Here is a 23,156-nt window from a genome sequence, read left to right on the forward strand (position 1 = left end):
GGATCCGGAAGAGCCCCTATTCGCTGAGCAGGAGTGCCGATGTCGTCCTTGTCCCCCACCCCTGAGTTCGGCCGCTTCGGGTTCTGGCGTCGCGGCGCGCATCTCACGCCCGAGCTGGCTGGCGCCGTGGAGCGGCTCGGCTACGGGACCGTGTGGATCGGTGGCTCCCCGCCCGCCGACCTCGGCATCGCGGAGGAGCTGCTCGACGCGACAGAACGCGTCACGGTCGCCACTGGGATCGTCAACATCTGGACGGCCCCGGCGGCCGAGGTGGCGGCGTCCTTCCACCGCATCGAGCGGAGACACCCGGGCCGGCTCGTGGTCGGCATCGGGATCGGACACCGCGAGACCCTGGACGGCCCGTACGAGAAGCCCTACTCCGCGCTCGTCTCCTACCTCGACACGCTCGACGAGGAGGGCGTCCCGGCTCAGCGTCGGGTCATCGCGGCCCTCGGGCCACGCACGCTCCGGCTCTCCGCCGAGCGAGCCGCCGGAACGCACCCCTACCTCACGACACCGGCGCACACCCGGTTCGCCCGCGACATCGTCGGACCGGACGCCGTCGTCGCGCCCGAGCAGCGCCTCGTGCCAGAGACCGACACGGCCGCCGCCCGCGAGACGGCGCGCCGGTTCCTCGACCGCTACCTCTCCCTGTCCAACTACCGGCGCACGCTCGAGTCCCACGGGTTCACGGCGGCGGACCTCGACGACGGCGCCACGGACGCCGCCGTGGACGCGCTCGTCCCGCACGGTGGTCCGGCGGCGCTGGCCGCGGCCGTGCGCGGCCACCTCGACACCGGTGCGGACCATGTCTGCGTCCAGGTCCTCCCGGCGCGGCGCGACCCGCTGCCCACCTTGGCAGCGCTGGCGAGCGAGCTGTAGCGGCTCAGGCGCTGCGCCGACCACGACGCGCCGCGTACTCCACGAGCGGCACCCGCGCGCCCGGCTCGACACCGAGGAGTGCGGCGAGCTCGGGGTCGCGGATGGGGGCGGTCTTGTCGCCCTGCTCGAAGAGGAAGGTGACGTCGACGATGTCGTAGCGCAGCCCTCCGTCGGCGAGCCGCTCCTGGAAGCGTGACGCCCGGGGCCCGAACCCGCACTCGACGAAAGCGAAGGTGCGGCTCCGCTCCTCGGCACGGTCCCAGGTGCCGACGGAGGCGACGACGTCGGCCACCACCTGACCGTCGGCCGCGGCGTTCGCGCGAACGACGTCCGCGACCGTGCCGGGGAAGCCGCCGAGCCGCTCGATGCCGGGCCAGCTCGAGGTCACCGCCCGCCGGACGAACTCGGACCAGTCGACCGCGCCACCGACGGTGACCTCGACACCGCCACACGGGGCGAGGTCGTCCAGCTCGCACGCCGACGCGTCGACGACGAGCCAGAGCCGCCGGTCGTCGAGCGACGGAACCGTGGCGAGCGAGGGAACGGGGTCCATCCGTCCATTCCACGCCCCTTGAAGGGGCTTTTCAAGGGATGCCGCCACGTGCCCGGGAACGGCCCAGGAAAGGCCTTGCTCCTGGTCGACTCAAACCCGCCGCGGGCGATGTCGGAGCTCCGTGCCTTAGTGAACGACATCCGATCGGTGGGTGACCGCCAGCAGGCTCTGCGCTTGCACGGTGAGCCACTCGTCCCGGCCGGTGACCGCCAACGACGGGTGGGAGCACACCGACTCCGACATCCGCACCCTCCACGACCACTCCTACCCACGTGCGCCGCGCGCACGGCGCACGTGGGTAGGAGTACCCACACCCGCCTCCGCGCAGGATGGGCGGTCCGCCCGACGCGGCGCTCCCCGACCCGCTCCTAGCGTCGGTACATGGACACCACCGACATCGAAACCGTCATCGTCGGCGCCGGACAGGCGGGGCTGGCGACCGGGTACCACCTGCGCAAGCGCGGCCGCCCGTTCGTCGTCCTCGAGGCCGGCGGCCGCGTCGGGGACCAGTGGCGCCGCCAGTGGGACACCCTCGCCCTCTACTCCCCCGCGCAGTACGACGGCCTGCCCGGGTCGCCCTTCCCCGCGCCGCGGTGGACCTTCCCGGGCAAGGAGGACGTCGCCGCCTACCTGGAGGACTACGCCCGCCGGTTCGACGTGCCGGTCGTGCTGGACACCCGGGTGGAGCGCCTCTGCAGCGCCGGGGGCCGCTACGTCCTCACGACCGACGGCGGCCGCTACCTCTGCGACAACGTGGTCGTCGCCACGGGCACGTTCGGCCGCACCCCCGACGTCCCGGCCGTCGCCGCACAGCTCGACCCGGCGATCCTCCAGCTCCACTCGAGCCAGTACCGCCGGCCCGGGCAGCTGCACGCCGGCCCGGTGCTCGTCGTCGGGGCGAGCCACTCCGGGACGGACATCGCCTTCGAGGTGGCAGCCACCCACCCGACCGTCCTCGCCGGTCGCGACTGCGGCGCGATCCCGCCCCGGCTCGAGTCCCGCGCGATGCACGCCCTCTTCCCGGTCCTGCTCTTCGCGTGGCGCCACGTGCTCACCCGCCGCACCCCACTCGGGCGCCGGATGATGTCGCACGTGCGTCACCACGGCGGCCCGGCGCTGCGGGTCAAGGCGGCGGACCTCGCCGCACGCGGCGTCGAGCGCGTCACCTCCCGCGTCGAGGAGGTGCGCAACGGGCTGCCGGTGGTCGACGGGACTCCGCGTCAGGTCGCCAACGTCGTGTGGGCGACCGGGTTCCGGCAGGTCCTCGACTGGATCGACCCCCCCGTCGTCGGAGACGACGGCTACCCCCCGCGAGCTGCGCGGCGTGGCCGACGTGCCCGGACTCTTCTTCTGCGGGCTGGCGTTCCAGTACGCATTCAGCTCGATGCTCATCGCCGGGGCCGGGCGCGACGCCGCCTACGTTGCCCGGCGGATCGCCGCCCGGAGGCGCACGGCCGCGCGGCTGCCCGTGGCCGCTCGACGCGCGTAGACTCGACGGCGGAGGTCCCGACATGGGCGTCGTCGAGCTGGAGCAGGCACGCGCCGCCTTCGACCGGGGCGACTGGGACGTCGCGTTCGAGGGCTGGTCCAGGGCGGACATCGACACGCTCTGCGCGGACGACCTCGAGGACCTCGCCACCACCGCCGAGCTGCTCGGCAGGTACGAGGAAACCACCCGCGCGCTCCACCGCGCCTTCCGACGCCGGCTGGCCGACGGTCGCCCGGCACGCGCGGTGGGATGCGCGTTCCGGCTGGCGATGGCCGCGGCCGAGCACGGCGAGCCCGCCCAGTTCGCCGGCTGGGCGGCACGCGCCGAGCAGCTCGTCACGGAGACCGGCGAGGACGGGCCCGCGCTGGGCTCGGTCGCCGTCCTCCGGATGTTCCGTGCCCTGGCCGGCGGTGCCTTCGCCGACGCCGCGGCCGCGGCCGAACAGGCGGGCGACGTCGCCCGCCTGCACGACGACCCCGACCTCACGGCGATGGCGATGTGCTCGCGTGGACGCCTGGCGCTCTACGCCGGCCGGGCCGCCGAGGGCCTCGCGCTGCTCGACGAGGCGATGGTCCGGGTGCTCACCGGCGAGCTGTCCCCGGTGGTCGCCGGGCACGTCTACTGCACCGCGATCGAGGGCTGCCAGGAGATCAGCGACTTCACCCGGGTCGCCGAGTGGACCGTCGCCCTGGGGCGCTGGTGTACGGAGCAGCCCGGGCTGCTGGCGTTCACCGGCCAGTGCGCCGTCCACCGCGGACAGCTGCTCCGCCTCCGCGGGGACTGGGCGGCGGCCCTCACCGAGCTGGAGCACGCCGCGGCCCGCTACCGGCGGGTGGGCACGCCCGACGCAGCCGGGCTCGCGGCGGCCGAGGCCGGAGACGTCCACCGGCTGCGCGGTGAGTGGAGCGCCGCCGACGTGGCCTATCGGGTCGCCGCAGACCACGGTTACGACCCTCAGCCGGGCCTGGCGCTGCTCTGGCTCGCGCAGGGCGAGGCCGACGCGGCCCGCCACGCGCTCGACCGGCTGCTCGCCGGGGCCGACGGGCCCGTCCAGCGCCTGCGGCTGCTGCCGGCGCACGTCGAGGTGCTCCTCGCTGCCGGGGAGGTGGAGGATGCCCGGCACACCGCCGGCGAGCTGGGCGAGCTGGCCACCCGTTACGGGAGCCTGTCGTTGGAGGCGATGGCCGCCCACGCCTTCGGCTCCGTCGAGCTCGCCGCCGGTGACGCCCTCGGGGCGCTGCCCTATCTGCGCAAGGCGCAGCAGCTGTGGACCCGGGCCGGTGCGCCGTACGAGACCGCCCTGGCCCGGACGCTCACGGGGCGGGCGCTGGCCCGGGCCGGGGACGCGGGGTCGGCACGGCGGGAGCTGGAGGCGGCCCGGGCGGCGCTCGGCGCGCTCGGAGCCCGGCCCGCGGCGGCCGAGGTCTCCCGGCTGCTCGCCCCGCCGGCACTGCCGGACGGCCTCACCACGCGCGAGGTGGAGGTGCTCCGGCTCGTCGCGTCCGGGCGGAGCAACGCCCAGGTGGCCGCGGCCCTCGTGCTGAGCGAGAAGACGGTCGCGCGTCACCTGTCCAACATCTTCGTCAAGCTCGACGTCGGGTCACGCACCGCAGCAGCCGCGTACGCCTTCACCCACGGGCTGGTGTGACGAGGGACGAATTTCACCTGCGTCGGTGCCGGACCGACTGCCATGCTCGGGTCTGTCCACGCAGCCGACGAGGAGGCGACGATGGAGTACACGACCTCACGCGACGGGACCCGGATCGCCTACGAGCGGGCCGGCGCCGGTCCACCGGCCATCATCATCGGAGGTGCGCTGAGCGACCACACCGGTGGCCAGGGGCTCGCCGCGGAGCTCGTGGGTGACCTGACGACCATCGTCTACGACCGCCGTTCACGCGGGCACAGCGGCGACGAGAGCCCCGGCATCGGGGGAGCCGTGGAGCGGGAGGTCGAGGACCTCGCCGCGCTCGTCGAGGTCGCCGGAGGTCGGGCGATTCTGGTGGGCGGCTCGTCCGGTGGGGTGCTCGCCCTCGGCGCCACGTTGCACGGCCTGCCGGTCGAGCGGCTCGTGCTCTTCGAGCCCCCGTTCGCCGCCGAGCAGTTCCCACCCGTCGCGCCACCGGACATGCCTGAGCAGCTGACAGCCCTGCTCGCGGAGGGCCGTAGCGGCGACGTCGTCGAGCTCTTCCTGAGGCGCGCCGTGGGACTGCCCGACGCGACCGTCACGGCGATGAAGGAGTCACCGGCGTGGCCGGCGATGCAGGAGCTCGCCCCGAGCACCGTCTACGACGCCGTGCTCACCCGGACCTACCCCTACCCGGACGCGTTCGCCTCGGTCGCCGTCCCGACGCTCGTGCTCACCGGGGAGTCGACCTTCCCCCTGCTCACCGCCTCCGCCAGGGAGCTCGCCCGGGTGCTCCCGGACGCCGAGCACCGCACGGTGACCGGCTCGGACCACGTGCTCGACCCACCGGCCGCGGCCGAGGCGATCCGCGGGTTCCTCCGCCGTCCGGTCCGCCGGACCTGACCGGCGGCCCGGGCCCGCGCCGGGCGATCCCGGCGGACCCCGGGCGAACGCCACGCGTCAGACCACCCAGCGACGTCTCGGCCCAGCACCCAGCCACGCCAGGACGGTCGGCCCCCTCGCACCGAGTGGATCTCCGGGCGCCTGGCGGGCACGCGGCTTTGTTAGCGTGCGAGCCATGCCCGACCTCTTCCTGCCGCGCCGGATGCTGCTCGCCGGGCGCGACGCCACGCGCCTGGCCGCCGATCTCGCCGACGCCCTTCCCGAGCTCGCCACCCGGACCGTGCGGCACGGACCGCTGTCCGCCCAGGACGCTGCGTGGGCAGACAGCTACACCGGGTTCACGGTGCCGCCGAACCTCGCCGACTCCGGCGTGCGGTGGGTGCACCTGCCGATGGCCGGGGTCGACCGCGTCGTCACCGAGCTCGCCGGCCGTGACGTCGTGCTCACCCGCACCGTGGGCAGCATGCCCGACGCGATCGGCACCTACGTCCTCGCCCATCTCCTCGCCGACGCCTGGCACCTGCGCGAGTACGCCGACCAGCAGGCCCGCGCCGAGTGGCAGCCCCTCACCCCCGCCCGGGTGCCGCGGCGCACGGTCGTCGTGCTCGGCACCGGGCAGATCGGCGCCGGTGTGGCCCGGGCGCTGCGCGGGGCCGGCTACCGGGTGGTCGGGGCCAACACCCGCGGGACCCCGGCAGAGGGGTTCCCCGAGGTCGTCGCCCTCACCGAGGCCGGCCCGCAGCTGGCGACGTGCGACGCGCTGGTCAACGCCCTGCCGCTCACGGACGCGACCCGCGACCTGGTGGACGCGACGCTGCTGGACCACCTGGACGGCGCCGTCGTCGTCAACGTCGGCCGCGGCGCCACGCTGGTGGCGGCGGACCTGCGCAGCGCGCTCGACTCGGGCCGGGTGCGGCGTGCGGTGCTCGACGTGTTCGAGACCGAGCCGCTGCCGGCCACGGACTGGCGGTGGACCCACCCCCGGGTCACCGTCACCCCGCACGTCTCGGGCCCGACCGAGCCGGAGGACGTCGTCGAGGCGATCGTCGAGGCGTACCGGGCGTTCGCCACCGGGCAGCGTCCCCCGCTCACCGTCGCCCTCGACCGGGGGTACTGAGCCCTCGACCGCGGGTCCCGGCAGCGGCCACCGCCGGCGGTCGAAGACCGACGGGTCGCCGCGCTCCCGTTCACCGGACGTGCAGGACCGCGACGGTCGCCCGCTACCCGCCCCGGACGGCGGCCGCGAAGGACCGGGCGATCGCCCGCCCGACGCGGGCGACGGCATCGTCGTGGGTGCCTGCCACGGCGGCGCGTACCGCGGGGGCGTCGACGATGCCCTTGCGCTCGGCGTACCGCCCCACCCGTGCGGGCGACGCCTCGGGATGGAACTGGACGCCGAGCGCCGAGCCCACCCGCATCGCCTGCACCGGGTACCGGGCGGAGGCGGCCAGGTGGACCGCCCCGGGCGGCAGGCGCGTGACGGCGTCCTCGTGCATGGCGTACTGGTAGCTGCACGTGGCGCCGGCGACGGCCGGGCCGAGGAGCGGGTCGTCGGCCGCTGCGGGTCGCCAGCTCACCTCGACGACACCGGCCTCCCGACCGGCGGGGGCCGCCACGGTCACCTCCCCGCCGGTCGCCGCGGCGAGCAGCTGGTGCCCCAGGCAGATGCCGAGCACCGGCACGCCGGCGGCGACGGTCTCGGCCAGCAGGTCCCGCGTCGCGGGCAGCCAGGGCGCTCGCTCGTCGTCGTAGGCGCTCATCCGGCCGCCGAGGACGAGCAGCCCGACGCCGGGCGACGTGGGCACGGGCTCCCCCGCGAAGGGCCGCACGAGGTGGAGGTCGACACCCTCGAGCCAGCCGGCGAAGCGGTCGAGCGGTGCCACCGTGTCGTGCTGGAGCACGGTGACGTGGGCCACGCGCCCACCCTACGGGTGGGGGCGCCGCGACGTCGCGTCGGGCTCACGGGCGCCGGTCGGGAGGGGCGTTCACAGCTCCCGCTCGGCCAGCTCGCGGAACTCCTCGGGCACCCCTGCGCCGCGGCCGAGCGCGGCCGGCAGGTACCCCACGGCGGACCGGCCGAAGCGGTCGCGCACCGCGTCCACCGAGCGGTCCACCGCCCACCGTGCGGCGCCGGTGGGCGAGCCCGGGCGCCACGGGTCGGGCGGAGGCAGCGGGAGCTCGAGCTGGATGACCTCCTGCCGGGCCAGGTTGGAGACGGAGATGCCGAGGAGCGTGACCTCCCGCTCCCCCTCGTCGTGGAGCGCCTGCCAGGCGAGCCGCTCGGCGACCTCCGTGATCGTGAGCGTGGCGGACACCGGCGCGCCCAGCGTGTGGGAGCGGGTCACCGAGCGCATGGCGGGGAACCGGACCCGCACGGTGACCGTGCGCCCGGCCCTGCCCTTGGCCCGCAGTCGGCCGGCCACCCGCTCGGCGAGGTGGCTGAGCACCTCGCGGACGAGCTCCGGCGTGGCCCGGCGCCGGCCCAGGGCCGACTGGGCCCCGACGGAACGAGCGCGGGTGGAGGTGACCACCCGCCGCGGGTCCTCGTTGTGCGCCAGGGCGTGCAGCGTGCCACCGGTGGCCCGGCCGAGGTAGCGCTCCATCGCCGAGCGTTCGGTCCGGGCGAGGTCACCCACGGTGTGGATGCCGCGCTCGGCAAGGCGCCGCTCGGTGACCGAGCCGACACCCCACAGCAGGCCCACCGGCAGCGGGTCGAGGAAGTCGCGCTCCGCCTCGGGCTCGACGACGACGAGCCCGTCCGGCTTGGCCACCTGCGAGGCGACCTTCGCCAGGTGCTTGGTGCGGGCGGCGCCCACGGAGATCGGCAGGCCGACCTCGGCGCGCACACGGTCGCGGATGAGCGTGCCGATGGCGGCGGGTGGGCCGAAGAGGTGGGTGGAGCCCGCAACGTCGAGGAAGGCCTCGTCGATCGAGATGCGCTGGACGAGCGGGGTGACGTCACCCAGGATCTGCATGACCTCGTCGGCGATCGCCTGGTAGCGGTGGAAGCTGCCGCGCACGAAGGTCAACCCGGGGCACAGTTGCGCCGCCCGCCAGCCGGGCATACCGCCGGCGACGCCGTGGACCTTGGCCTCGTAGGAGGCGGCGAGCACGACGCCGCCGCGGGCGCTGCCCCCCACCGCCACCGGACGGCCCCGCAACGCAGGCTCCAGGAGCTGCTCGACCGAGGCGTAGAACGCGTCGAGGTCGGCGTGCAGGATCGACGGCCCGGTGGACACCCCACCAGCATACTCGTACACATGTTCGAGCACAGCCCCGTCGTGGGTGCTCCGCCACCCAGGCGCGGACGTCGGCCACCGTCTCGGGCGTCACCGGCACGCACGCACCGGCCGGCGGGGTGGGCACCACCCACGGCGACAGGACCGCCGCCGCCCCTGGCCGGATCGTCCGATCAGGAGGACGATGACCCCATGGGACGCATCGTCGCGCTGCCCGCCCGAGGTGAGGTCTTCTCCGACGCCCGCGGCGGTGACCGGATGCTGCGCGTGTCCTGGCACCACGAGCACGGCGTCGTCGTCCTGTCCCTGTGGCGCGGTGGGGTGTGCGCGGGAACGTTCCGCGTCGCGGCCGAGGAGGTGCCGGGCCTCGTCGCCGCACTCACCGAGGGCCTGGCCCAGGGCTACCTGCCGGGCCGGGCACCGCCCGGGGACGCGACGGCCGGGCGGCCCGGCTGAGGGTCCGCCCGAGCTCAGCCCTCGTCGGTGGTGCGGTCCTGCCCCGTGCCCGGGACGACGGCCACCGGGACCTGCGCCCGCGACAGCACCCCCTGACTCACCGACCCGAGGAGCAGGCCGGCGAAGCCGCCGAGGCCGCGGCTGGCCACGACGAGGAGGCAGGCGTCGGTCGAGGACTCGACGAGCGCGGTCACCGGGTGGTCGTGGACCACACGCAGCTCGATGTCGAGGTCCGGGTGGGCGCGGCGAGCCTCCTCCACCGTCGCGCGGACCTGCCCGGTGAGCTCGACGACCCGCTCGACGAGGTCGGCGTACCACGGCCCGGGCGGCGCGCCCGGGGGCGCCTCGACGTACTCGGCGCGCACCACCCGCACCGGGCTGTTGCCGGCCGCCGCGCGCTCCAGCGCGAACCGGAAGGCGCCCTCGGCCTCGGGCGAGCCGTCCAGGCCCACGACGACCGGCGCGTCGGCGACGGTGCTCCCACCTCCGCGCACGACCACCACCGGGCACGCGGCGTGCATCGCCACCTGCTGGGAGACCGAGCCCAGGAAGATCCCGGCGACCCGGCCGTGCCCGCGTGCGCCGAGGACCACCATGGCGGCCTCCCGGGACATCGCGACGAGGTCGGGTGCGGCACGACCGACCCGCACCTCGGTCGTCACGGCGAGGTCGGGGTGCTCGGCGCGGACGATGTCGGCCGCCTCGTCGACGACACGGCCGCCGAGCTCGTGCGGGTCCGTCGGGTCGAAGACCGCCATGCCGCTCACCGGCGGCAGGTAGACGAAGACGTGGACGATGTGCAGCGGTGCGCCGCTGTGCCGGGCCGTGGCCGCCGCCCAGCGGAGCGCCGCGTAGGACAGCGACGACCCGTCGACGGCGACGAGGATCGGGCGGCTGGGCGGGTTCGTGGTCATGGTGCTCCCCTCCTACCCCCAGTGGTACCACTGCGCGGGCCGCGGGTCACGGGACCATCGGCCCCTTCCGTTCGACACGCGACCGGGCCAGGCTTGAGGGAGGGGGCCCCGTACCCCCACACGTCACGTGACTCGGAGGTTGCCATGGTGGATCAACCGCACGATGTGGTCGTCGTCGGTGTCGACGGGTCGGACAAGGACGCCCGCGCCGTGGAGTGGGCAGCCGACGAGGCCGTCGGTCAGGGCACCGGCCTGCACATCCTGTACTCCTTCCCGATCCTCCCCGACGGGTTCCCGGCCGTGCAGCTCGAGGAGCTGGGCACCGAGATCACCGGGCGGGCGCGGCAGCGGGCGCTGGCCCGGCAGCCGGAGCTGGAGGTGACGACGCAGACCGTCGTCTCCGACCCCGCCACGGCGCTCGTCCGGGCGTCGGCGACCGCGCGGGTGCTCGTCGTCGGGGCCCGCGGGCTGGGCCGGATCGCCGGACGGCTGCTCGGCTCGGTGTCGCAGAAGGTCGCGGCGCACGGCCAGGGGGTCATCGTCGTCGTCCGCGACGCCGCGGCGATACCCGAGGGGCCGGTCGTGGCCGGGGTCGACCCGGCCGAGGTCACCCCGGGGATGCTGGAGTTCGCCTTCGCGCAGGCGGCACGGCGGCGCGTCCCCGTGCGCCTCGTCCACGCCGAGGTGCCGCGCCCGGCAGGCCTGGAGGACCCGCGGGTGGACCGCCTGCTCGCCGGCATCTCGGAGCAGGAGTCGGCCCAGCTCACCCGACTCGCGCAGGAGTGGCGGGCCCGCCGGCCCGACGTCCCGGTCGAGACGAAGGAGGTCCACGACCACCCGGTGGAGGCGCTCACCGAGGAGAGCGCCGACGCCTGCCTCCTCGTCGTCGGCAGCCGGGGCCGCCGCGGGCTGAGCGGTCTGCGGTTGGGCTCCGTCGCCCGGGGCGTGCTGCACGAGTCACCGGTGGTGGCGATCGTCCACCTGGCACCCGAGCAGTCCGGGGACACGGAGGCCTGAGGCCCGCCCGCCGCGGGGCGCGACCGCGGTCCCCCGCCGCCGGACGGCTCAGGCCGCGGCAGGCTGCCTGGCGGTCAGCGCATCGGTGAGCAGCGCGACGAGCATCTCCACCTGGACGTCGGTGACGACCTCCTCGTCCGAGCCGTCGAGCGCGCGGGCGGCGAGGCCGGCCTTGCTGCCGATGAGCTCGGCGATCCGGGTGTCGAGGGTCTGGGCGGCGATGATCCGCCAGGCCGTCACCGGCTCGTCCTGCCCGATGCGGTGCACCCGGTCGATGGCCTGGGTCTGCTCGGCGTCCGTCCAGGACAGCTCGGCGAGGACGAGGTTGGACGCCACCTGCAGGTTGACCCCCACCCCGGCCGCGGTGAGCGAGCAGACCGCGACGGCCACCTCGGGGTCGTTGGTGAAGGCGTCGATGTTGCGCTGGCGCACCGCGGAGGTCTGGTCGCCGCGGATCGAGGCGTAACGCATGCCGCGCTCGGCGAAGGCGGCTTCGGCGGAGTCCATGACGTCGATGTGCTTGGCGAAGAAGACCACCTTGCCGACGTTGCGGGCGAGCTGGGCGGCGTAGTCGGCGGCGGCCCCGCCCTTGGCCCGGCCCAGCTTGCGCATGAGCGCGAAGACGTTGTCCTCCGACTTGGTCGGGGACTTGCGGGTGGTCTCCCACGTGGCGACCTGCCGGACGAGGTCGTGGTCGATGCCGTGGACGACCTCCTCGCCGTACTTGGTCTCCAGCGCGCGCTCGTAGCGGGTGACGAGGCGGCGGGCGAGGGCCTCCTCGGCGGCACGGACGGAGCGGCTGTCGGCGTCGTCGAGCTCGACGAAGACGTCGGCGATGCGGCGGGCGGGCAGGTCGGCGGCGACGTCGATCTTGCGGCGCCGGACGATGCCGCGCTCGATGACGGCGTTGCGGGCCGCCGGGTAGAAGCCGCGGTCGGCCGGGGTCAGGCCGGTGTCCTCCAGTGCCTGCATGAGCTCGCCGAGCGGCTTCTCCTCGTCGATCCAGCCGAGGAACTGCCAGATCGCGCGGAAGTCGTCGATGTCGTTGATGAGCGGGGTCCCGGTCAGGGCCATGAGGAGCGGGTCGCCGTTGCGCGAGCGGATCCGCTCGGACAGGTGGAGCACGTGCTGGGAGCGCTGGGACTTCTTGTTCTTGATGAAGTGCGCCTCGTCGACGACCATCCCCTGGAGGTTCAGCCCGAGGCTGCCCAGCCAGCCCACGTGCCGGTCGAGGATCGCGTAGTTGACGATGAAGATGTCGGCGAAGGCGTCGATGTCCTCGCCGTCACCGTGGATGACGGTGGCCCGGTGCCCGGGCGTCCACAGCGCCGCCTCCCGGGCCCAGTTCGTCTTGACGACGTTGGGCACGACGACGAGCAGCGGGTAGGCGTCGGCCGCCTGGGCGGCGAGCAGCGCCTGCGCCGTCTTGCCCAGGCCCGGCTCGTCGGCCAGGAGGAACGTACGGTGCCCCTCGGCGGCGGCCGCGACGACCTGCGCCTGGTGCGGCATGAGCTCCAGGCCGTCCGGGACGCGCACGAACGGGTCCTCGGGCAGCGTCATGCACGCCGACTCCCCGCCGTACTCGAAGGCGCGCAGCAGCGGCTCGATGAGCTCCCAGCCGGCCAGCCGGCGCGGCTTGGGCGAGGGCTTGCGGGCGGCGGAGTAGTCCGGCTCGAGGAAGGGGTTGGAGCGCTGCCGGGCGATGACGGCCTGGGGCACGACCTGCCGCTCCTCGACGATCGGGGAGTCGTCCGGCTCGGGCTCCGGCTCGGGCTCGTCGGAGACGTCGATGCCGGCGTCGGTGAGCATCTCCCGACGCAGCTCGCGGGCCTCCGGGGCGACGACGGCGTCGTCGGCGAGCAGGGCGAGGAGGGAGGAGTCGCGTGCCGCGGTGACCGCGAGTATGGTCGCGACGCCCTCGAGGCGCTTGAGCTCCTCCCCGCGCCGTGACTCGCTGAGCGTGGTGTCGGCCTTGAGCCGGGCCCGCTCCTCACGCACGAGCAGGGCGATCGCCTGGAACTTGTGCCGCGTCGACGGGCGGGTCCGGCCTCGCTTGACCACGCCCTCGACCTCACGCACCGCCTGGGCGAGCACCGGGATGATGCCGGTGTTGTCGCGATGACGGGTGCGTCGCTGGTTGCGCGGCGCGCCGCGACGTGCGCTGGACTGGCGCTGGGCTCCTCGAGCCACCGATGTCTCCTCCGGGGTGACGACATTCGCCGCGGTGGGGGCAGCTCGCACGACCCATCAGGCGGACGAGAACGTCGGCCCGGGAGATGCGCCGATGACGCGAGCTGGGCGGACGGCGACCGGTGCAGCCCGGTCGGGTGACCACCGCGACAGAGCCAACCTTACCCCGGCCGACGGCGGGACGCGCCGCAGTTCTCCGTGGGCGTCGTCACTGTCCGGGTCGGTCGCCTCCCGTGCTCAGCCGCGGTGGGCGACGTCGAGGGCGCGGGCCCAGGCGAGCACGTCCGCGGGCACCTGGGGGGACGCGAGCGCCTCCCCGGCGAGCAGCTCGACCACCCGCGGCGCCGGGACCCGTTCGCCGGTGCCCCGGGTGAGGAAACGGCCGGCCACGATCCCGCGGGCGCAGCGCTCGCCGCGGCGGGTGAAGACCTGCTCGAGGTAGACCACCCGCTCGTCCCAGCCGAGCACCCGCGTGGTGATCTCCACCCGCTGGCCGAGGGCGAGGGAGCGCCGGTAGGTCATCGTCGACGCCGCGACGACCGGGTACCAGCCCGCCTCCCGGAGGAGGGGGAAGCCACCGAGGTCGGCGATGTAGTTGGTGCGGGCCACGTCCATCATCTGCAGGTACGTGCCGTTGTTGACGTGGAGGTACAGGTCCAGGTCCGTGGGCAGCACCCGCAGCGTCGTCACCGAGGGCTCGAGCGGGTGACGCCCCGGGACCGCCGGACGCGGCTTCGCCGTCGCCAGCAGCAGGTGGAGAAGTCGGGCCACGCCCGCACGCTACACGGCGGGTGGAGGGGCGGGGGCGTCGACGAGCGGGCCGACGGTGTCGGGGACGGTGGCGACGGCGCGGTCGGCGGCGCGGCCTGCCCGCTCACCCGGCGGGGGCAGCGTCCACGACAAGAACTGTGCGGCCGCCCGCGCGGCAGGTGCGGCGCGGCGTGCACGTCGGGGCGCCCGGCTACGGCACGCCCCTCGACCGCGACGGCATCGGCTGCGAGGAGGGCGGTCAGGAGACCTGAGGACCGGCCCGGCCAGCCGCCTCACGGCGAGTGGCCGCTCGTAGCGGCAGTAGGTGGAGCCCGGGGGCCTGGAAACCGGGCCGGTCACCAGGTACAACCGAGCACGGCGCGCACTATTCCCGCTCCGCCGCGCCGGGTCCGCCGGCACGCCGCACACCGGCACGACGGGCCCCTCGCCGGGCCGTCGGGCACTCCCCCGCCCCAGGTCAGCGGGGCAGCCCGTCCTCCAGCTCGGCGACCGTGCCGGCGCGCAGCGCGACGAGGGCCGCCGTGACGCGCCGGTCGAGCTCGGCGTCGACGTATCGGCCCACCTGCCCCGGAGCCACCCACCGGTGGGCGGAGAGCTCGGCCGGCGGCAGACGGGGCTCGGTGGTGAGGGTCCCGCCGTCGTACACGAGCATGAGGCCCTCGGTGAGGCCCGGCCGGGGTCCGACCCACTCGAGGAGGAGAAGCCGGCCGACCGGGAGGTCGACGCCGAGCTCCTCGCGGATCTCCCGGGCGCACGCTGAGCGGGGCGGCTCGTCACGCTCGACGGCGCCACCGGGTAGCAGCCACGTCAGCCCGTAGGTGGGCTCGACGAGCAGGACCCGCCCGGCGCCGTCCCGCACGACGGCGTGCGCCGCCAGCCGGCGGGGCACCGCCGCGTCGTGGCTCATCCCACCAGTGTGAGCCGCTCGGCAAGGGGCGCTACCGGGTGACCTTGCCGGTGAGTGCCGCGACCGGCTGGACGAACACCGGCCGGGCGACCACCCAGGCCACCACCATGAGGACGAGCGCGACGGCGAAGAACACCAGGCCCAGCCAGCCGCCGTCCTCGCGCGCGGCGAACATGTGGTTGAGGTTGGCGACCGCGTCCGTGGCGAGCACGAGCGTGACGTGCACCACCGTGAAGCCGACGAAGTAGACCATGAGCGGGAAGTGCAGCGCCCGGGCGAAGCCCATCGGGACGGCACGGCTCAGGCCGCGCGGGCTCTGCGGCCACACCGGGGACATGCGCAGCCCGGTGACGAGGGCGAGCGGTGCGGCGACGAACACCGTGGCGAAGTAGGCCAGCTGCTGCAGGGCGTTGTACCCGAGCCAGCTGCTGTGTGCGGGCCAGTCGAGCGAGGCGTACTGCAGGGCCACGGACAGCGCGTTCGGGACCACGTCCCAGTTCGTCGGCACGAGCCACGCCCACCGTCCGGTGACGACGAGCAGGACGAGGAAGACGGCGCCGTTGAGCACCCACAGGAGGTCGACGGCCAGGTGGAGCCACAGGTTGAGGCTGATCCGCGGCCCTCCGCGGCGGGGCTGCCAGTGGCCGCGCGGCCGCGCGGTGGTCCGCACCAGCCAGCCGCTGCGGACGATGAACACGAGGAAGAAGGCGTTGAGGAAGTGCTGCCAGGCCAGCCAGGCGGGCATCCCGACGGGTGCGGCGGCGGGCAGCTCGCTGACCCCCGGGTAGCGCGTGACGAAGTCCGTCACCGCCGGCACCTCGCGCAGCCACCGGGCCAGGAGCACGACGACGACCAGTGCCACGAGCGCAGCCGGCACCCTCCAGGCCAGCTGTCTGCCTCTGCCGTTCTTCGCCTGCGCGGCCATACCTCACCCACTTCGACGGATCGGGGACGGGCAGGAAGCCCGGCCACAGCCTACGGCCAGTCGGCCCGCGGCGGCCGGAGCGGGTCCGCACCGGGTGCCTGCGCGCCGCGGCCTGCGGCCACCTGCCGCCGGGTGCGGCTGATTGACGCACGTCATGGTCCGGCCGCCACGCCCTGCCTAGCGTCGCCGGCAGTGGCCCTCCCGGGCCGGACGCACGGAGGTGGACAGGTGAGTCGGTTCCAGCGGTGGCTGCGCAGCCGGTGGGCGGTGCCCACGGTCAGCGGGCTGATGATCGTCGCCTCGCTCCTCATCGGGGCCGGGCCGTGGGCGGACGTGCTCATGGTCGCGGCGGCCCTCGCCGCCGGGTGGCGCATCCTCGTCACGGCGGTGCGCGCGCTCCTGGCGCGGGTGGTGGGCATCGACCTGCTCGTGTCGGTCGCTGCGGTCGGGGCGGTTCTCGTCGGGGAGTACTGGGAGGCCGCCGCGGTGACCTTCCTCTTCGCGGTCGGGCACGCGCTGGAGGACGCCACGCTGAGCCGGACGCGCTCGGCGCTGGCCGAGCTCGTCGCGGTGGCGCCCGACGTCGCCGTCGTGCTGCGCGACGGGGAGCAGGTCGAGGTGCCGGCCGCCGCCGTCGCACCGGGTGAGACCGTGCTCGTCAAGAACGGTGCCCGGGTGCCCGTCGACGGGGTCGTCGTCGGTGGCACGGGGGCCCTGGACGAGGCCTCCATCACCGGTGAGTCGCTCCCGGTGGAGAAGGTGGCCGGGGACCGCGTCTTCGCCGGGACCGTCTCGCGCGGCGGGTTCCTCCAGGTGGAGGCGACCGGTGTCGGCGCCGACACCACCCTGGCCCGGATCATCCACCGGGTGGAGGAGGCCCAGGACGCCAAGGCGCGTACCCAGGCCTTCATGGACCGGTTCTCGGCGTGGTACACCCCGGCGATCATCGCCCTCGCGCTCCTCCTCGGCCTGGCCACCGGCGACGTCGTGCTCGCCCTGACGCTGCTGGTCATCGGATGCCCGGGGGCGCTGGTCATCTCCATCCCGGTGGCCGTCGTCGCCGGGATCGGGCGCGGTGCACGCGACGGCGTCCTCGTCAAGGGCGGGGAGTACCTCGAGACCTCGGCGCGGGTCTCGGCGGTCGCGCTGGACAAGACCGGCACGCTGACCGAGGGCCGACCGCGGCTGACCGACGTCGTCGTCCTCGACGGCACCCTCGACCGTGCCGACGTCCTCGGCTGGGCGGCGCGCGCCGAGGCCGGCTCCGAGCACCCTCTCGCGCCACCGGTCATCGCTGCCGCGGCGGCGGAAGGACTGCCCGTCGCCGGGCTGCCCGAGGCGACCGAACCGGTCCCCGGCAAGGGCGTGGCGGCAACCCTGGAGGGCCGGCGCGTGGTGGTCGGCAACCTCGCGCTGCTCACCGCCGAGGGTATCGCCGGCGACGCCGCGGCCCCCGTCCTCGACGAGCTCGCCGCGGCGGGGCGCACGCCGATGGCGGTCGCCCTCGACGGTCGGGTCGTCGGGGTGCTGGCCGTTGCCGACCGGCTCCGCCCCGACGCACCGGAGATGGTGCGCCGGCTGCACGACGCCGGGGTGCGCACCGTCATGCTCACCGGCGACACCGAGCGCGTGGCGCGCGCGGTGGCCGCGCAGGTCGGGGTCGACGAGGTCCGTGCCGGACTGCTGCCCGAGGACAAGCTCGCGGCCGTCACCGAGCTGCAGCGTGCGGGCCACACCGTGGCCATGGTCGGCGACGGCGTCAACGACGCCCCCGCCCTGGCGACCGCCGACATCGGCGTGGCGATGGGCGCCGCCGGCACCGGGGTGGCGATCGAGACCGCCGACATCGCCCTCATGCAGGACGACCTCCTCCGGCTGCCGCAGGCGCTGTCCCTCGCCCGACGCACCGTGCGGGTGATGCGGCAGAACATCGCCGTCGCCCTCTCCACCGTCGGCGTCCTGCTCGCCGGGGTGCTCGCCGGCGGGGTGACGATGGCCGCCGGGATGCTCGTGCACGAGGTCTCGGTGCTCGTCGTCATTCTCAACGCGATGCGGCTGCTGCGCCGCCACACTGCCAGGGACGGGTCGGTGCCGGCCCGGCGAGCACCGCGCGTGCGCGAACGCTCGGTGACCCAGGTATGAGCAAAGGGAGGGCCAATGATGTCCAAGGTCTACGTCTTCACCCGGTTCGGCGGTCCCGAGCACGAGGAGCTGCAGGACCGACCGGTGCCCGAGCCCGGCCCGGGCGAGCTGCTCCTCGAGGTCCGGGCGGGCGGGGTGAACCCGGCCGACTGGAAGATCCGCGAGGGCCTCTTCGGCACCGACCGAGCCCTGCCCTCGGGTATGGGCCTGGAGGCGGCCGGGGTGGTCGCCGCCACCGGTGAGGGCGTGGCCGGGTTCCGGGTCGGGGACGCCGTGCTCGCCGGCGTGCCCGGCGGCAACGGAGGCTGGGCCGAGCACACCCTGGTCCGGGCCGACGAGGCGGTGCCCAAGCCGGCAGGGATCGGCTTCACCGACGCCGCCACGCTCCCGGTCGCCGGGGCCACCGCCTACGACCTCGTCCACCACGTCGCGCCGGAAGCCGGCGGGACCGTGCTCGTCGTCGGGGCCGGCGGCGGTGTGGGGCTCATGGCCGCGCAGGTCGCCGCCGCCCGCGGGCTCGCCGTCATCGGGGTGGCGAGCGAGGGCAAGCGCCGCCTCGTCGAGGGCACGGGCGCCACGTTCGTGCCCTCCGGCGCGGGCCTCGCCGACCGGCTGCGCGAGGTGGCGCCCGAGGGGGTGGACCTCGTCGTCGACCTCGTGGGCGGGGACGTGCTGCGGGAGGCCGCCGCGTCGGCCCGCGAGCCCCACCGCGTGGTCTCGGCGACCGACCTCACCGTCGTCGAGCTAGGCGGGGGCCAGCGGGTGCACCGGCCCGGCGCGCTGGCCGAGGTCACCCGGCTCCTCGCGGAGGGCCTGGTCGACCCGCATGTCACGGCCACCTACCCGCTCCACCGCGCCGGCGAGGCGATGGCCGCCGTCGAGACCGGCCACGCCGCGGGCAAGGTCGTCGTCACCGTCCCCTGAGGGTCCGCGGCCGGCCCGGCCGCTCGCCGATCCGGGCGCAGCCCAGACCCCGCGGGTGGCCACAGCGTCCGACCGGTTCACCCGTCGAGCGGCGCTGCCCACCCAGCGCAGGTGACTCCCCCGCCAGTCGGACCGCACGGCCGACACACCGGAGGTCGGTTGATTGACGTGCGTCATGGAGCCCGACACGGCCCGTCCGTAGGTTCGAGACGACAGAACCCACCACGACGAGAGGAGCTCATCGTGAGCACCCCGACCCTGACCCACACCGTCCTGCGCGCCGAGGGCTTCTCCTGCCCCTCTTGCGTGGCGAAGATCGAGAAGCAGGTGGGCCGCCTCGACGGCGTCTCCACGGTGCAGGTCCGCTTCGCCTCCTCGCGTATCGAGGTCGACCACGATGCCGAGAAGGCTCCGGTGGACGCGGTCGTCGCGGCCGTGGCGAAGGCCGGCTATACCGCCCGCCCCTCCGCCTTCTGACGCCGCCGTCACCGGCGCCCCGCCCCCACGGCCCCACCCCCTCCGCCACCAGGGCCGGGCGGGGCGGCGGGGGCGCCGGAGCAGGGCGTCGGTGAACCGCAGGCAAACGGGGCGCAACGGGTAGATGACGAAAGTGGCGTATACTGGCCGCTCCCCCTCGCGCACCGGCGCTGTCCTGCGCCGCTCGCTGCGCGAGCCTTCCGGTCATCAGTGCGGCACGGGTCCGCGGACGTACCGGCCCCCCGCGCCACGGCTCGAGCGCGCCGCCCCGAGCGGCCGCGCCCCGATGGTGCCTGAGGTAGAAAGGCGGTTGATAGATGCAGCGACGAGCACTGGCAGGGCTCGACCCCACGTTCGTCGTCGAGGACGAGGGCAGGGCACACGTCCACGAGACCAAGTACACCGTCGACAGTGTCGGCAACGAGCTGTTGCTCTACCGCGACACGGTCCCCCGGGCGCTGCGACTACGTGACCGGCTCTCGACGCTGAGCAGCCACGCGTTCTCCAGCCTCCCCCGCCCGCTCGGACACGCCCTGGCCCAGGCCGTGACCCGCTCCCAGCGGCTGGGCCGCCGACCCGCGCCCACCACGGCGGCACTCACCGCCGCGCGGGAGTCGCTGGCCACCGCCGGCGACCTCGGCCCCGCACGCGTCACCGAGTACGACCACGCCCAGGAGGAGCAGCTGCGGCGTGACCAGGTACTCCGTGCGCTGCGCCGGTCCGGCCTGCGCGCCGCCGTGGTCCCGGCCGGCGCAGGCCGGCGGGCTGCCGTCGTCGTGCGCAGCAGCGACCGTGTGCGGGTGGGCGCCGCGCTCGCCCGGGGGCTGGACGCCTCCTGGCGCGTGGTCCCCCTCGACGCCCCGTACACCCGGCCCCGGCGGGTCACCCCCGCGCGGCTCGTGTGGACTGCGGCCCGGTACGACGGCTTCCGCCTCTTCCGAGCGCTGCCGGGGGCGGCAGGTCCGCTGGTCGGCCGGGAGGTCGGCGTCGACGTCGAGGTTTGGCCGGAGGTGCGCCCGGTGCGCAGCGGCCCCGGCGAGCTACCCTCGCAGAGCGACGGCACGCTCGTCGCACCCCGCCGCCAGGCGTGGACCACCCGCATCGAGACGGCCGACTGGGCCGAGGCCACCGCCCACGGGACCGTGGCGACCGGCGGCCTGCCCCACCTGTTCGACGTCACCGGGCCGATCGACGTCGTCTACACCTGGGTCGACGGCGACGACCCGGAGTGGAACGCCCAGCGCCTGGCCGCACTCGGGCTGCCCGAGTCCCAGTACCGGGCCGCCGCCACGCACGCCGCGCGCTTCCGCTCCCAGGACGAGCTGCGCTACTCGCTGCGCTCGCTGGAGATGTACGCCCCGTGGGTGCGCCGCGTCCACATCGTCACGGCCGGGCAGGTGCCGGAGTGGCTGGACACCGACCACCCGCGGCTGCGGCTCGTGGACCACCGGGAGATCTTCCGCGACCCGAGCGTGCTGCCGGTGTTCAACTCCCACGCCATCGAGTCGCAGCTGCACCACATCCCCGGCCTGGCCGAGCGCTACCTCTACCTCAACGACGACGTCTTCTTCGGACGTCCCGTCTCCCCCGACCTGTTCTTCCACGGCAACGGGCTGGCGAAGTTCTTCCTCTCCTCGGCGCTCATGGACGCCCACGACCACCGTCCGGACGACGACCCGGTGACGAGTGCGGCGAAGAACAACCGCGAGCTCATCGCCGAGGTCTTCGGCCGGCGGGTGACCAACCTGTTCCAGCACACCCCGCATCCCCAGCTGCGCTCCGTGCTCGAGCAGATGGAGGAGGAGCACCCGGAGCTGTTCGCGCGGGTCGCCGCCTCGACCTTCCGCCACCCCGAGGATCTGTCGATCAGCTCGGCGCTGCACCACTACTACGCCTACGCGCTCGGCCGGGCGGTCCCCGGACGGCTGGCCTACCTCTACCTGGACCTGGCCCACCCGCGGGCCGCGGCCCGGCTGCGGCGGCTGCTCCGCGAGCGCAAGTTCGACGTGTTCTGCCTCAACGACTCCCCCGCCGTCGGGGAGGAGGGTCGCGGCGACCTGTTGGGTGAGTTCCTCGAGCGGTACTTCCCGCTTCCCAGCTCCTTCGAGCTGCCCGCCGGCGAGCGCGCCGCCGACGCCGCCCGGGTTGCGGTCAGCCGGTCAGCCGCGGTCTGAGCCTGGGCGGCGAAGAAGGTCGACGACGGCGCCCCCGTGGACGTCGCAGCCGCGTCGGTGGCGGCGAGGCCGATGGGCTCGGTGCGGGGGTCCGTCAGCGTCCGGCGGCCCGGCGCACGAGCCGGTCCAGGTCTGTGGGGTCGTCGCGCTCGACCACCGGGACGTCACCGTCCCAGGAGAGTTCGAGACCGGGGTTGAAGACGTCGGAGCCGTCGGCGAGGAAGAGGTGCGGGCTGCCGCGGACCTCGTCCCGGTGGGTGCGGTAGTCGTGCATCATCGGCCCCCGCGCGCGGCCGTCGTCGAGCGCCTGGCGCAGCGCCGCGGCGTCCACCCCGGGGCAGGCGTCGGCGACGTCGAGGACCTCGTGGAGCAGGCTCACCGTCCGGCCCTCGACGAACAGGGCCCGGCGCAGGGAGAGGTCGAGCGCCTCGGCCGCCGCCGGCCCCTGGGCCTTCGCGGCGTGCACCGCCTCGTCGGCGAGCAGCGTGCTCACCGGCCAGTCCGCCGGCTCGCCCGCCCACGGCTGCCAGCCGACCTCCGGGGCCAGCGCGGTGAGCACGGGCAGCTCCGCCCGGACCTGCGCGAGTGACAGCGGCGCCCGGTTGACGTCCTCCAGGAGGAACAGCCGGTGGTCGACCCGCACCTCGTCGACGAGGTGCGCCGCGGCGCGGGCGGCGTAGAGACGGTGCAGGGCCAGGGTGGCCCACGGGCAGGCGACGTCGCTGTAGAGCACGACCGTGCCCGGGTCCACGTGGATCGCCATGGCGCGTCCCTCCCTCGGTCTCCCGACGAGTCTCACCCGGGAGGGCGCGGCGGGCATCTCACGAGGACGGCACGAGCCGGCCGAGCCAGGTCCGCACGGCCTCGCCGATGGCGGCCTGGTCCTTCCGCAGGCTGTGGTCCCCCGCGACGACGACGACCGACCGGCCGGGTGCCTCGGGCGGCATGCCGAAGGCGTCGCGGTCGCCCTGGACGACGAGGGTGGGTACGTCCGCGGCGTCGAGCTCGGGCAGCCGGCTGGGGCGGTCGGCACGCCCCGGTGGCTGGAGCGGGAAGGCGAGGCAGAGCACTCCGACCGCGTTGAGCGACCGGGCGGTGCGGCACGCGACCCGGGCGCCGGAGGAGCGTCCGCCGACGACGAGGGGCAGCTGCGGGAAGGGCCCCGCTCGCAGGTGGAGGGCCACGTCGGTCCACGCGGCGTCGAGCTGCCGGGCTGGGGCGGGCGCGCGCCGCCCGGCCACCCGGTAGGGCTGCTCGACGAGTGCGACGTGCCAGCCGCCCTCCTGCGCGACGCGCGTCGCGGTGCGCAGGTCCGGGGCCGTCACCCCGCCGCCCGCGCCGTGCCCGAGCATGACCAGCCCGCGCGGCGCGGCGTCCGTGCGCGCCACGTGCACCCGCGCCTCGCCGTGGGCGGTGCGGATCTCGACGGCGTCCACGGGGCGATCGTACGCGCGGCGGCGAGTCCGCCGGGTCGGCCGGGGTCAGCCGGACCGGTCCGGTCGGCCGAGTCGGCCCAGGTCGGCCGGGGTCCGCCGGTCCGGCCGGTCCGCCGGTCCGGGCGGTCCG

The 23,156-nt window shown here is 75.2% G+C and carries 22 protein-coding genes and 1 pseudogene; 13 read left to right on the plus strand and 10 right to left on the minus strand.

Annotation, left to right across the window (positions count from 1 at the left end):
• Positions 1 to 39: 39 nt before the first annotated feature.
• Positions 40 to 882 (plus strand): TIGR03620 family F420-dependent LLM class oxidoreductase, encoded by an 843-nt coding sequence (locus tag Q0195_RS11535; RefSeq protein WP_299278600.1) that lies wholly within the window; start codon positions 40 to 42, stop codon positions 880 to 882.
• A gap of 4 nt (positions 883 to 886) precedes the next feature.
• Here Q0195_RS11535 and Q0195_RS11540 read toward each other — a convergent pair whose 3' ends face one another.
• On the minus strand, positions 887 to 1,435 hold the full coding sequence (locus Q0195_RS11540) for a hypothetical protein (RefSeq protein ID WP_299278603.1): 549 nt from the start codon (positions 1,433 to 1,435) through the stop codon (positions 887 to 889).
• Positions 1,436 to 1,816: 381 nt separating this feature from the next.
• Here Q0195_RS11540 and Q0195_RS15795 point away from each other — a divergent pair.
• The 5 genes and pseudogenes from Q0195_RS15795 to Q0195_RS11565 all read left to right on the plus strand — a co-directional run.
• Positions 1,817 to 2,323 (plus strand): annotated as a pseudogene (locus tag Q0195_RS15795) (NAD(P)/FAD-dependent oxidoreductase); the annotation flags it as partial.
• Between the two features lie 436 nt (positions 2,324 to 2,759).
• Positions 2,760 to 2,924 carry a hypothetical protein gene (locus tag Q0195_RS11550; RefSeq protein ID WP_299278606.1) on the plus strand — a complete coding sequence of 55 codons (165 nt, stop codon included), beginning with the start codon at positions 2,760 to 2,762 and terminating at the stop codon, positions 2,922 to 2,924.
• 22 nt (positions 2,925 to 2,946) lie between these two features.
• On the plus strand, positions 2,947 to 4,572 hold the full coding sequence (locus tag Q0195_RS11555) for a helix-turn-helix transcriptional regulator (protein ID WP_299278609.1): 1,626 nt from the start codon (positions 2,947 to 2,949) through the stop codon (positions 4,570 to 4,572).
• A gap of 81 nt (positions 4,573 to 4,653) precedes the next feature.
• Positions 4,654 to 5,454 carry an alpha/beta hydrolase gene (locus Q0195_RS11560; RefSeq protein ID WP_299278611.1) on the plus strand — a complete coding sequence of 267 codons (801 nt, stop codon included), beginning with the start codon at positions 4,654 to 4,656 and terminating at the stop codon, positions 5,452 to 5,454.
• A gap of 175 nt (positions 5,455 to 5,629) precedes the next feature.
• Positions 5,630 to 6,571, plus strand: a complete 942-nt coding sequence (locus Q0195_RS11565) for an NAD(P)-dependent oxidoreductase (RefSeq protein ID WP_299278614.1) — start codon at positions 5,630 to 5,632, stop codon at positions 6,569 to 6,571.
• Positions 6,572 to 6,674: 103 nt separating this feature from the next.
• Here Q0195_RS11565 and Q0195_RS11570 read toward each other — a convergent pair whose 3' ends face one another.
• Together Q0195_RS11570 and dinB are read right to left on the minus strand one after the other, a co-directional pair.
• On the minus strand, positions 6,675 to 7,370 hold the full coding sequence (locus tag Q0195_RS11570) for a type 1 glutamine amidotransferase (protein WP_299278617.1): 696 nt from the start codon (positions 7,368 to 7,370) through the stop codon (positions 6,675 to 6,677).
• 69 nt (positions 7,371 to 7,439) lie between these two features.
• Positions 7,440 to 8,693: a DNA polymerase IV gene (gene dinB / locus Q0195_RS11575; RefSeq protein WP_299278620.1), complete on the minus strand. Its 1,254-nt coding sequence runs from the start codon at positions 8,691 to 8,693 to the stop codon at positions 7,440 to 7,442.
• A 192-nt stretch (positions 8,694 to 8,885) separates the two neighbouring features.
• Here dinB and Q0195_RS11580 point away from each other — a divergent pair, with 192 nt between their 5' ends.
• Positions 8,886 to 9,149, plus strand: coding sequence for a hypothetical protein (locus tag Q0195_RS11580; protein WP_299278623.1), 264 nt, complete (start codon positions 8,886 to 8,888; stop codon positions 9,147 to 9,149).
• A gap of 14 nt (positions 9,150 to 9,163) precedes the next feature.
• On the opposite strand, the gene Q0195_RS11585 is transcribed toward Q0195_RS11580, so the two are convergent.
• Complete coding sequence (locus Q0195_RS11585) at positions 9,164 to 10,063, minus strand: universal stress protein (protein ID WP_299278626.1); 900 nt, start codon at positions 10,061 to 10,063, stop codon at positions 9,164 to 9,166.
• A 147-nt stretch (positions 10,064 to 10,210) separates the two neighbouring features.
• Here Q0195_RS11585 and Q0195_RS11590 point away from each other — a divergent pair, with 147 nt between their 5' ends.
• Positions 10,211 to 11,080, plus strand: coding sequence for a universal stress protein (locus Q0195_RS11590; RefSeq protein WP_299278628.1), 870 nt, complete (start codon positions 10,211 to 10,213; stop codon positions 11,078 to 11,080).
• Positions 11,081 to 11,128: 48 nt separating this feature from the next.
• On the opposite strand, the gene Q0195_RS11595 is transcribed toward Q0195_RS11590, so the two are convergent.
• Positions 11,129 to 13,270, minus strand: coding sequence for a DEAD/DEAH box helicase (locus tag Q0195_RS11595; protein WP_299278631.1), 2,142 nt, complete (start codon positions 13,268 to 13,270; stop codon positions 11,129 to 11,131).
• A 237-nt stretch (positions 13,271 to 13,507) separates the two neighbouring features.
• A complete protein-coding gene (locus tag Q0195_RS11600) occupies positions 13,508 to 14,041 on the minus strand; it encodes an acyl-CoA thioesterase (RefSeq protein WP_299278633.1) in 534 nt (177 codons plus the stop codon).
• A 137-nt stretch (positions 14,042 to 14,178) separates the two neighbouring features.
• On the opposite strand from Q0195_RS11600, the gene Q0195_RS11605 reads away from it, so the two are divergent.
• The gene (locus Q0195_RS11605) at positions 14,179 to 14,292 is read left to right on the plus strand and encodes an excalibur calcium-binding domain-containing protein (protein ID WP_299278636.1); all 114 of its coding nucleotides are present in this window, start codon (positions 14,179 to 14,181) and stop codon (positions 14,290 to 14,292) included.
• A gap of 206 nt (positions 14,293 to 14,498) precedes the next feature.
• On the opposite strand, the gene Q0195_RS11610 is transcribed toward Q0195_RS11605, so the two are convergent.
• On the minus strand, positions 14,499 to 14,948 hold the full coding sequence (locus Q0195_RS11610) for an NUDIX hydrolase (RefSeq protein ID WP_299278639.1): 450 nt from the start codon (positions 14,946 to 14,948) through the stop codon (positions 14,499 to 14,501).
• A gap of 31 nt (positions 14,949 to 14,979) precedes the next feature.
• Positions 14,980 to 15,810, minus strand: coding sequence for a hypothetical protein (locus tag Q0195_RS11615; protein WP_366518102.1), 831 nt, complete (start codon positions 15,808 to 15,810; stop codon positions 14,980 to 14,982).
• A gap of 291 nt (positions 15,811 to 16,101) precedes the next feature.
• Here Q0195_RS11615 and Q0195_RS11620 point away from each other — a divergent pair, with 291 nt between their 5' ends.
• The 4 genes from Q0195_RS11620 to Q0195_RS11635 all read left to right on the plus strand — a co-directional run bounded on the left by Q0195_RS11620 (position 16,102) and on the right by Q0195_RS11635 (position 21,590).
• Positions 16,102 to 18,015, plus strand: a complete 1,914-nt coding sequence (locus tag Q0195_RS11620; protein ID WP_299278644.1) for a cation-translocating P-type ATPase — start codon at positions 16,102 to 16,104, stop codon at positions 18,013 to 18,015.
• Positions 18,016 to 18,030: 15 nt separating this feature from the next.
• Entirely contained in the window at positions 18,031 to 18,939 is a 909-nt protein-coding gene (locus Q0195_RS11625) for an NADP-dependent oxidoreductase (protein WP_366518103.1), read from the plus strand.
• A 243-nt stretch (positions 18,940 to 19,182) separates the two neighbouring features.
• Positions 19,183 to 19,416 (plus strand): heavy-metal-associated domain-containing protein, encoded by a 234-nt coding sequence (locus tag Q0195_RS11630; RefSeq protein WP_299278646.1) that lies wholly within the window; start codon positions 19,183 to 19,185, stop codon positions 19,414 to 19,416.
• A gap of 317 nt (positions 19,417 to 19,733) precedes the next feature.
• Entirely contained in the window at positions 19,734 to 21,590 is a 1,857-nt protein-coding gene (locus Q0195_RS11635) for a stealth family protein (RefSeq protein WP_299278649.1), read from the plus strand.
• Positions 21,591 to 21,684: 94 nt separating this feature from the next.
• Here the strand turns inward: Q0195_RS11635 and Q0195_RS11640 are convergent, their stop codons facing one another.
• Both Q0195_RS11640 and Q0195_RS11645 read right to left on the minus strand, forming a co-directional pair.
• The gene (locus Q0195_RS11640) at positions 21,685 to 22,353 is read right to left on the minus strand and encodes a DsbA family protein (RefSeq protein ID WP_299278651.1); all 669 of its coding nucleotides are present in this window, start codon (positions 22,351 to 22,353) and stop codon (positions 21,685 to 21,687) included.
• Between the two features lie 58 nt (positions 22,354 to 22,411).
• Positions 22,412 to 23,026: an alpha/beta family hydrolase gene (locus Q0195_RS11645; RefSeq protein WP_299278653.1), complete on the minus strand. Its 615-nt coding sequence runs from the start codon at positions 23,024 to 23,026 to the stop codon at positions 22,412 to 22,414.
• Positions 23,027 to 23,156 lie beyond the last annotated feature (130 nt).

The organism is uncultured Georgenia sp. (assembly GCF_937958535.1).
GTDB lineage: Bacteria > Actinomycetota > Actinomycetes > Actinomycetales > Actinomycetaceae > Oceanitalea.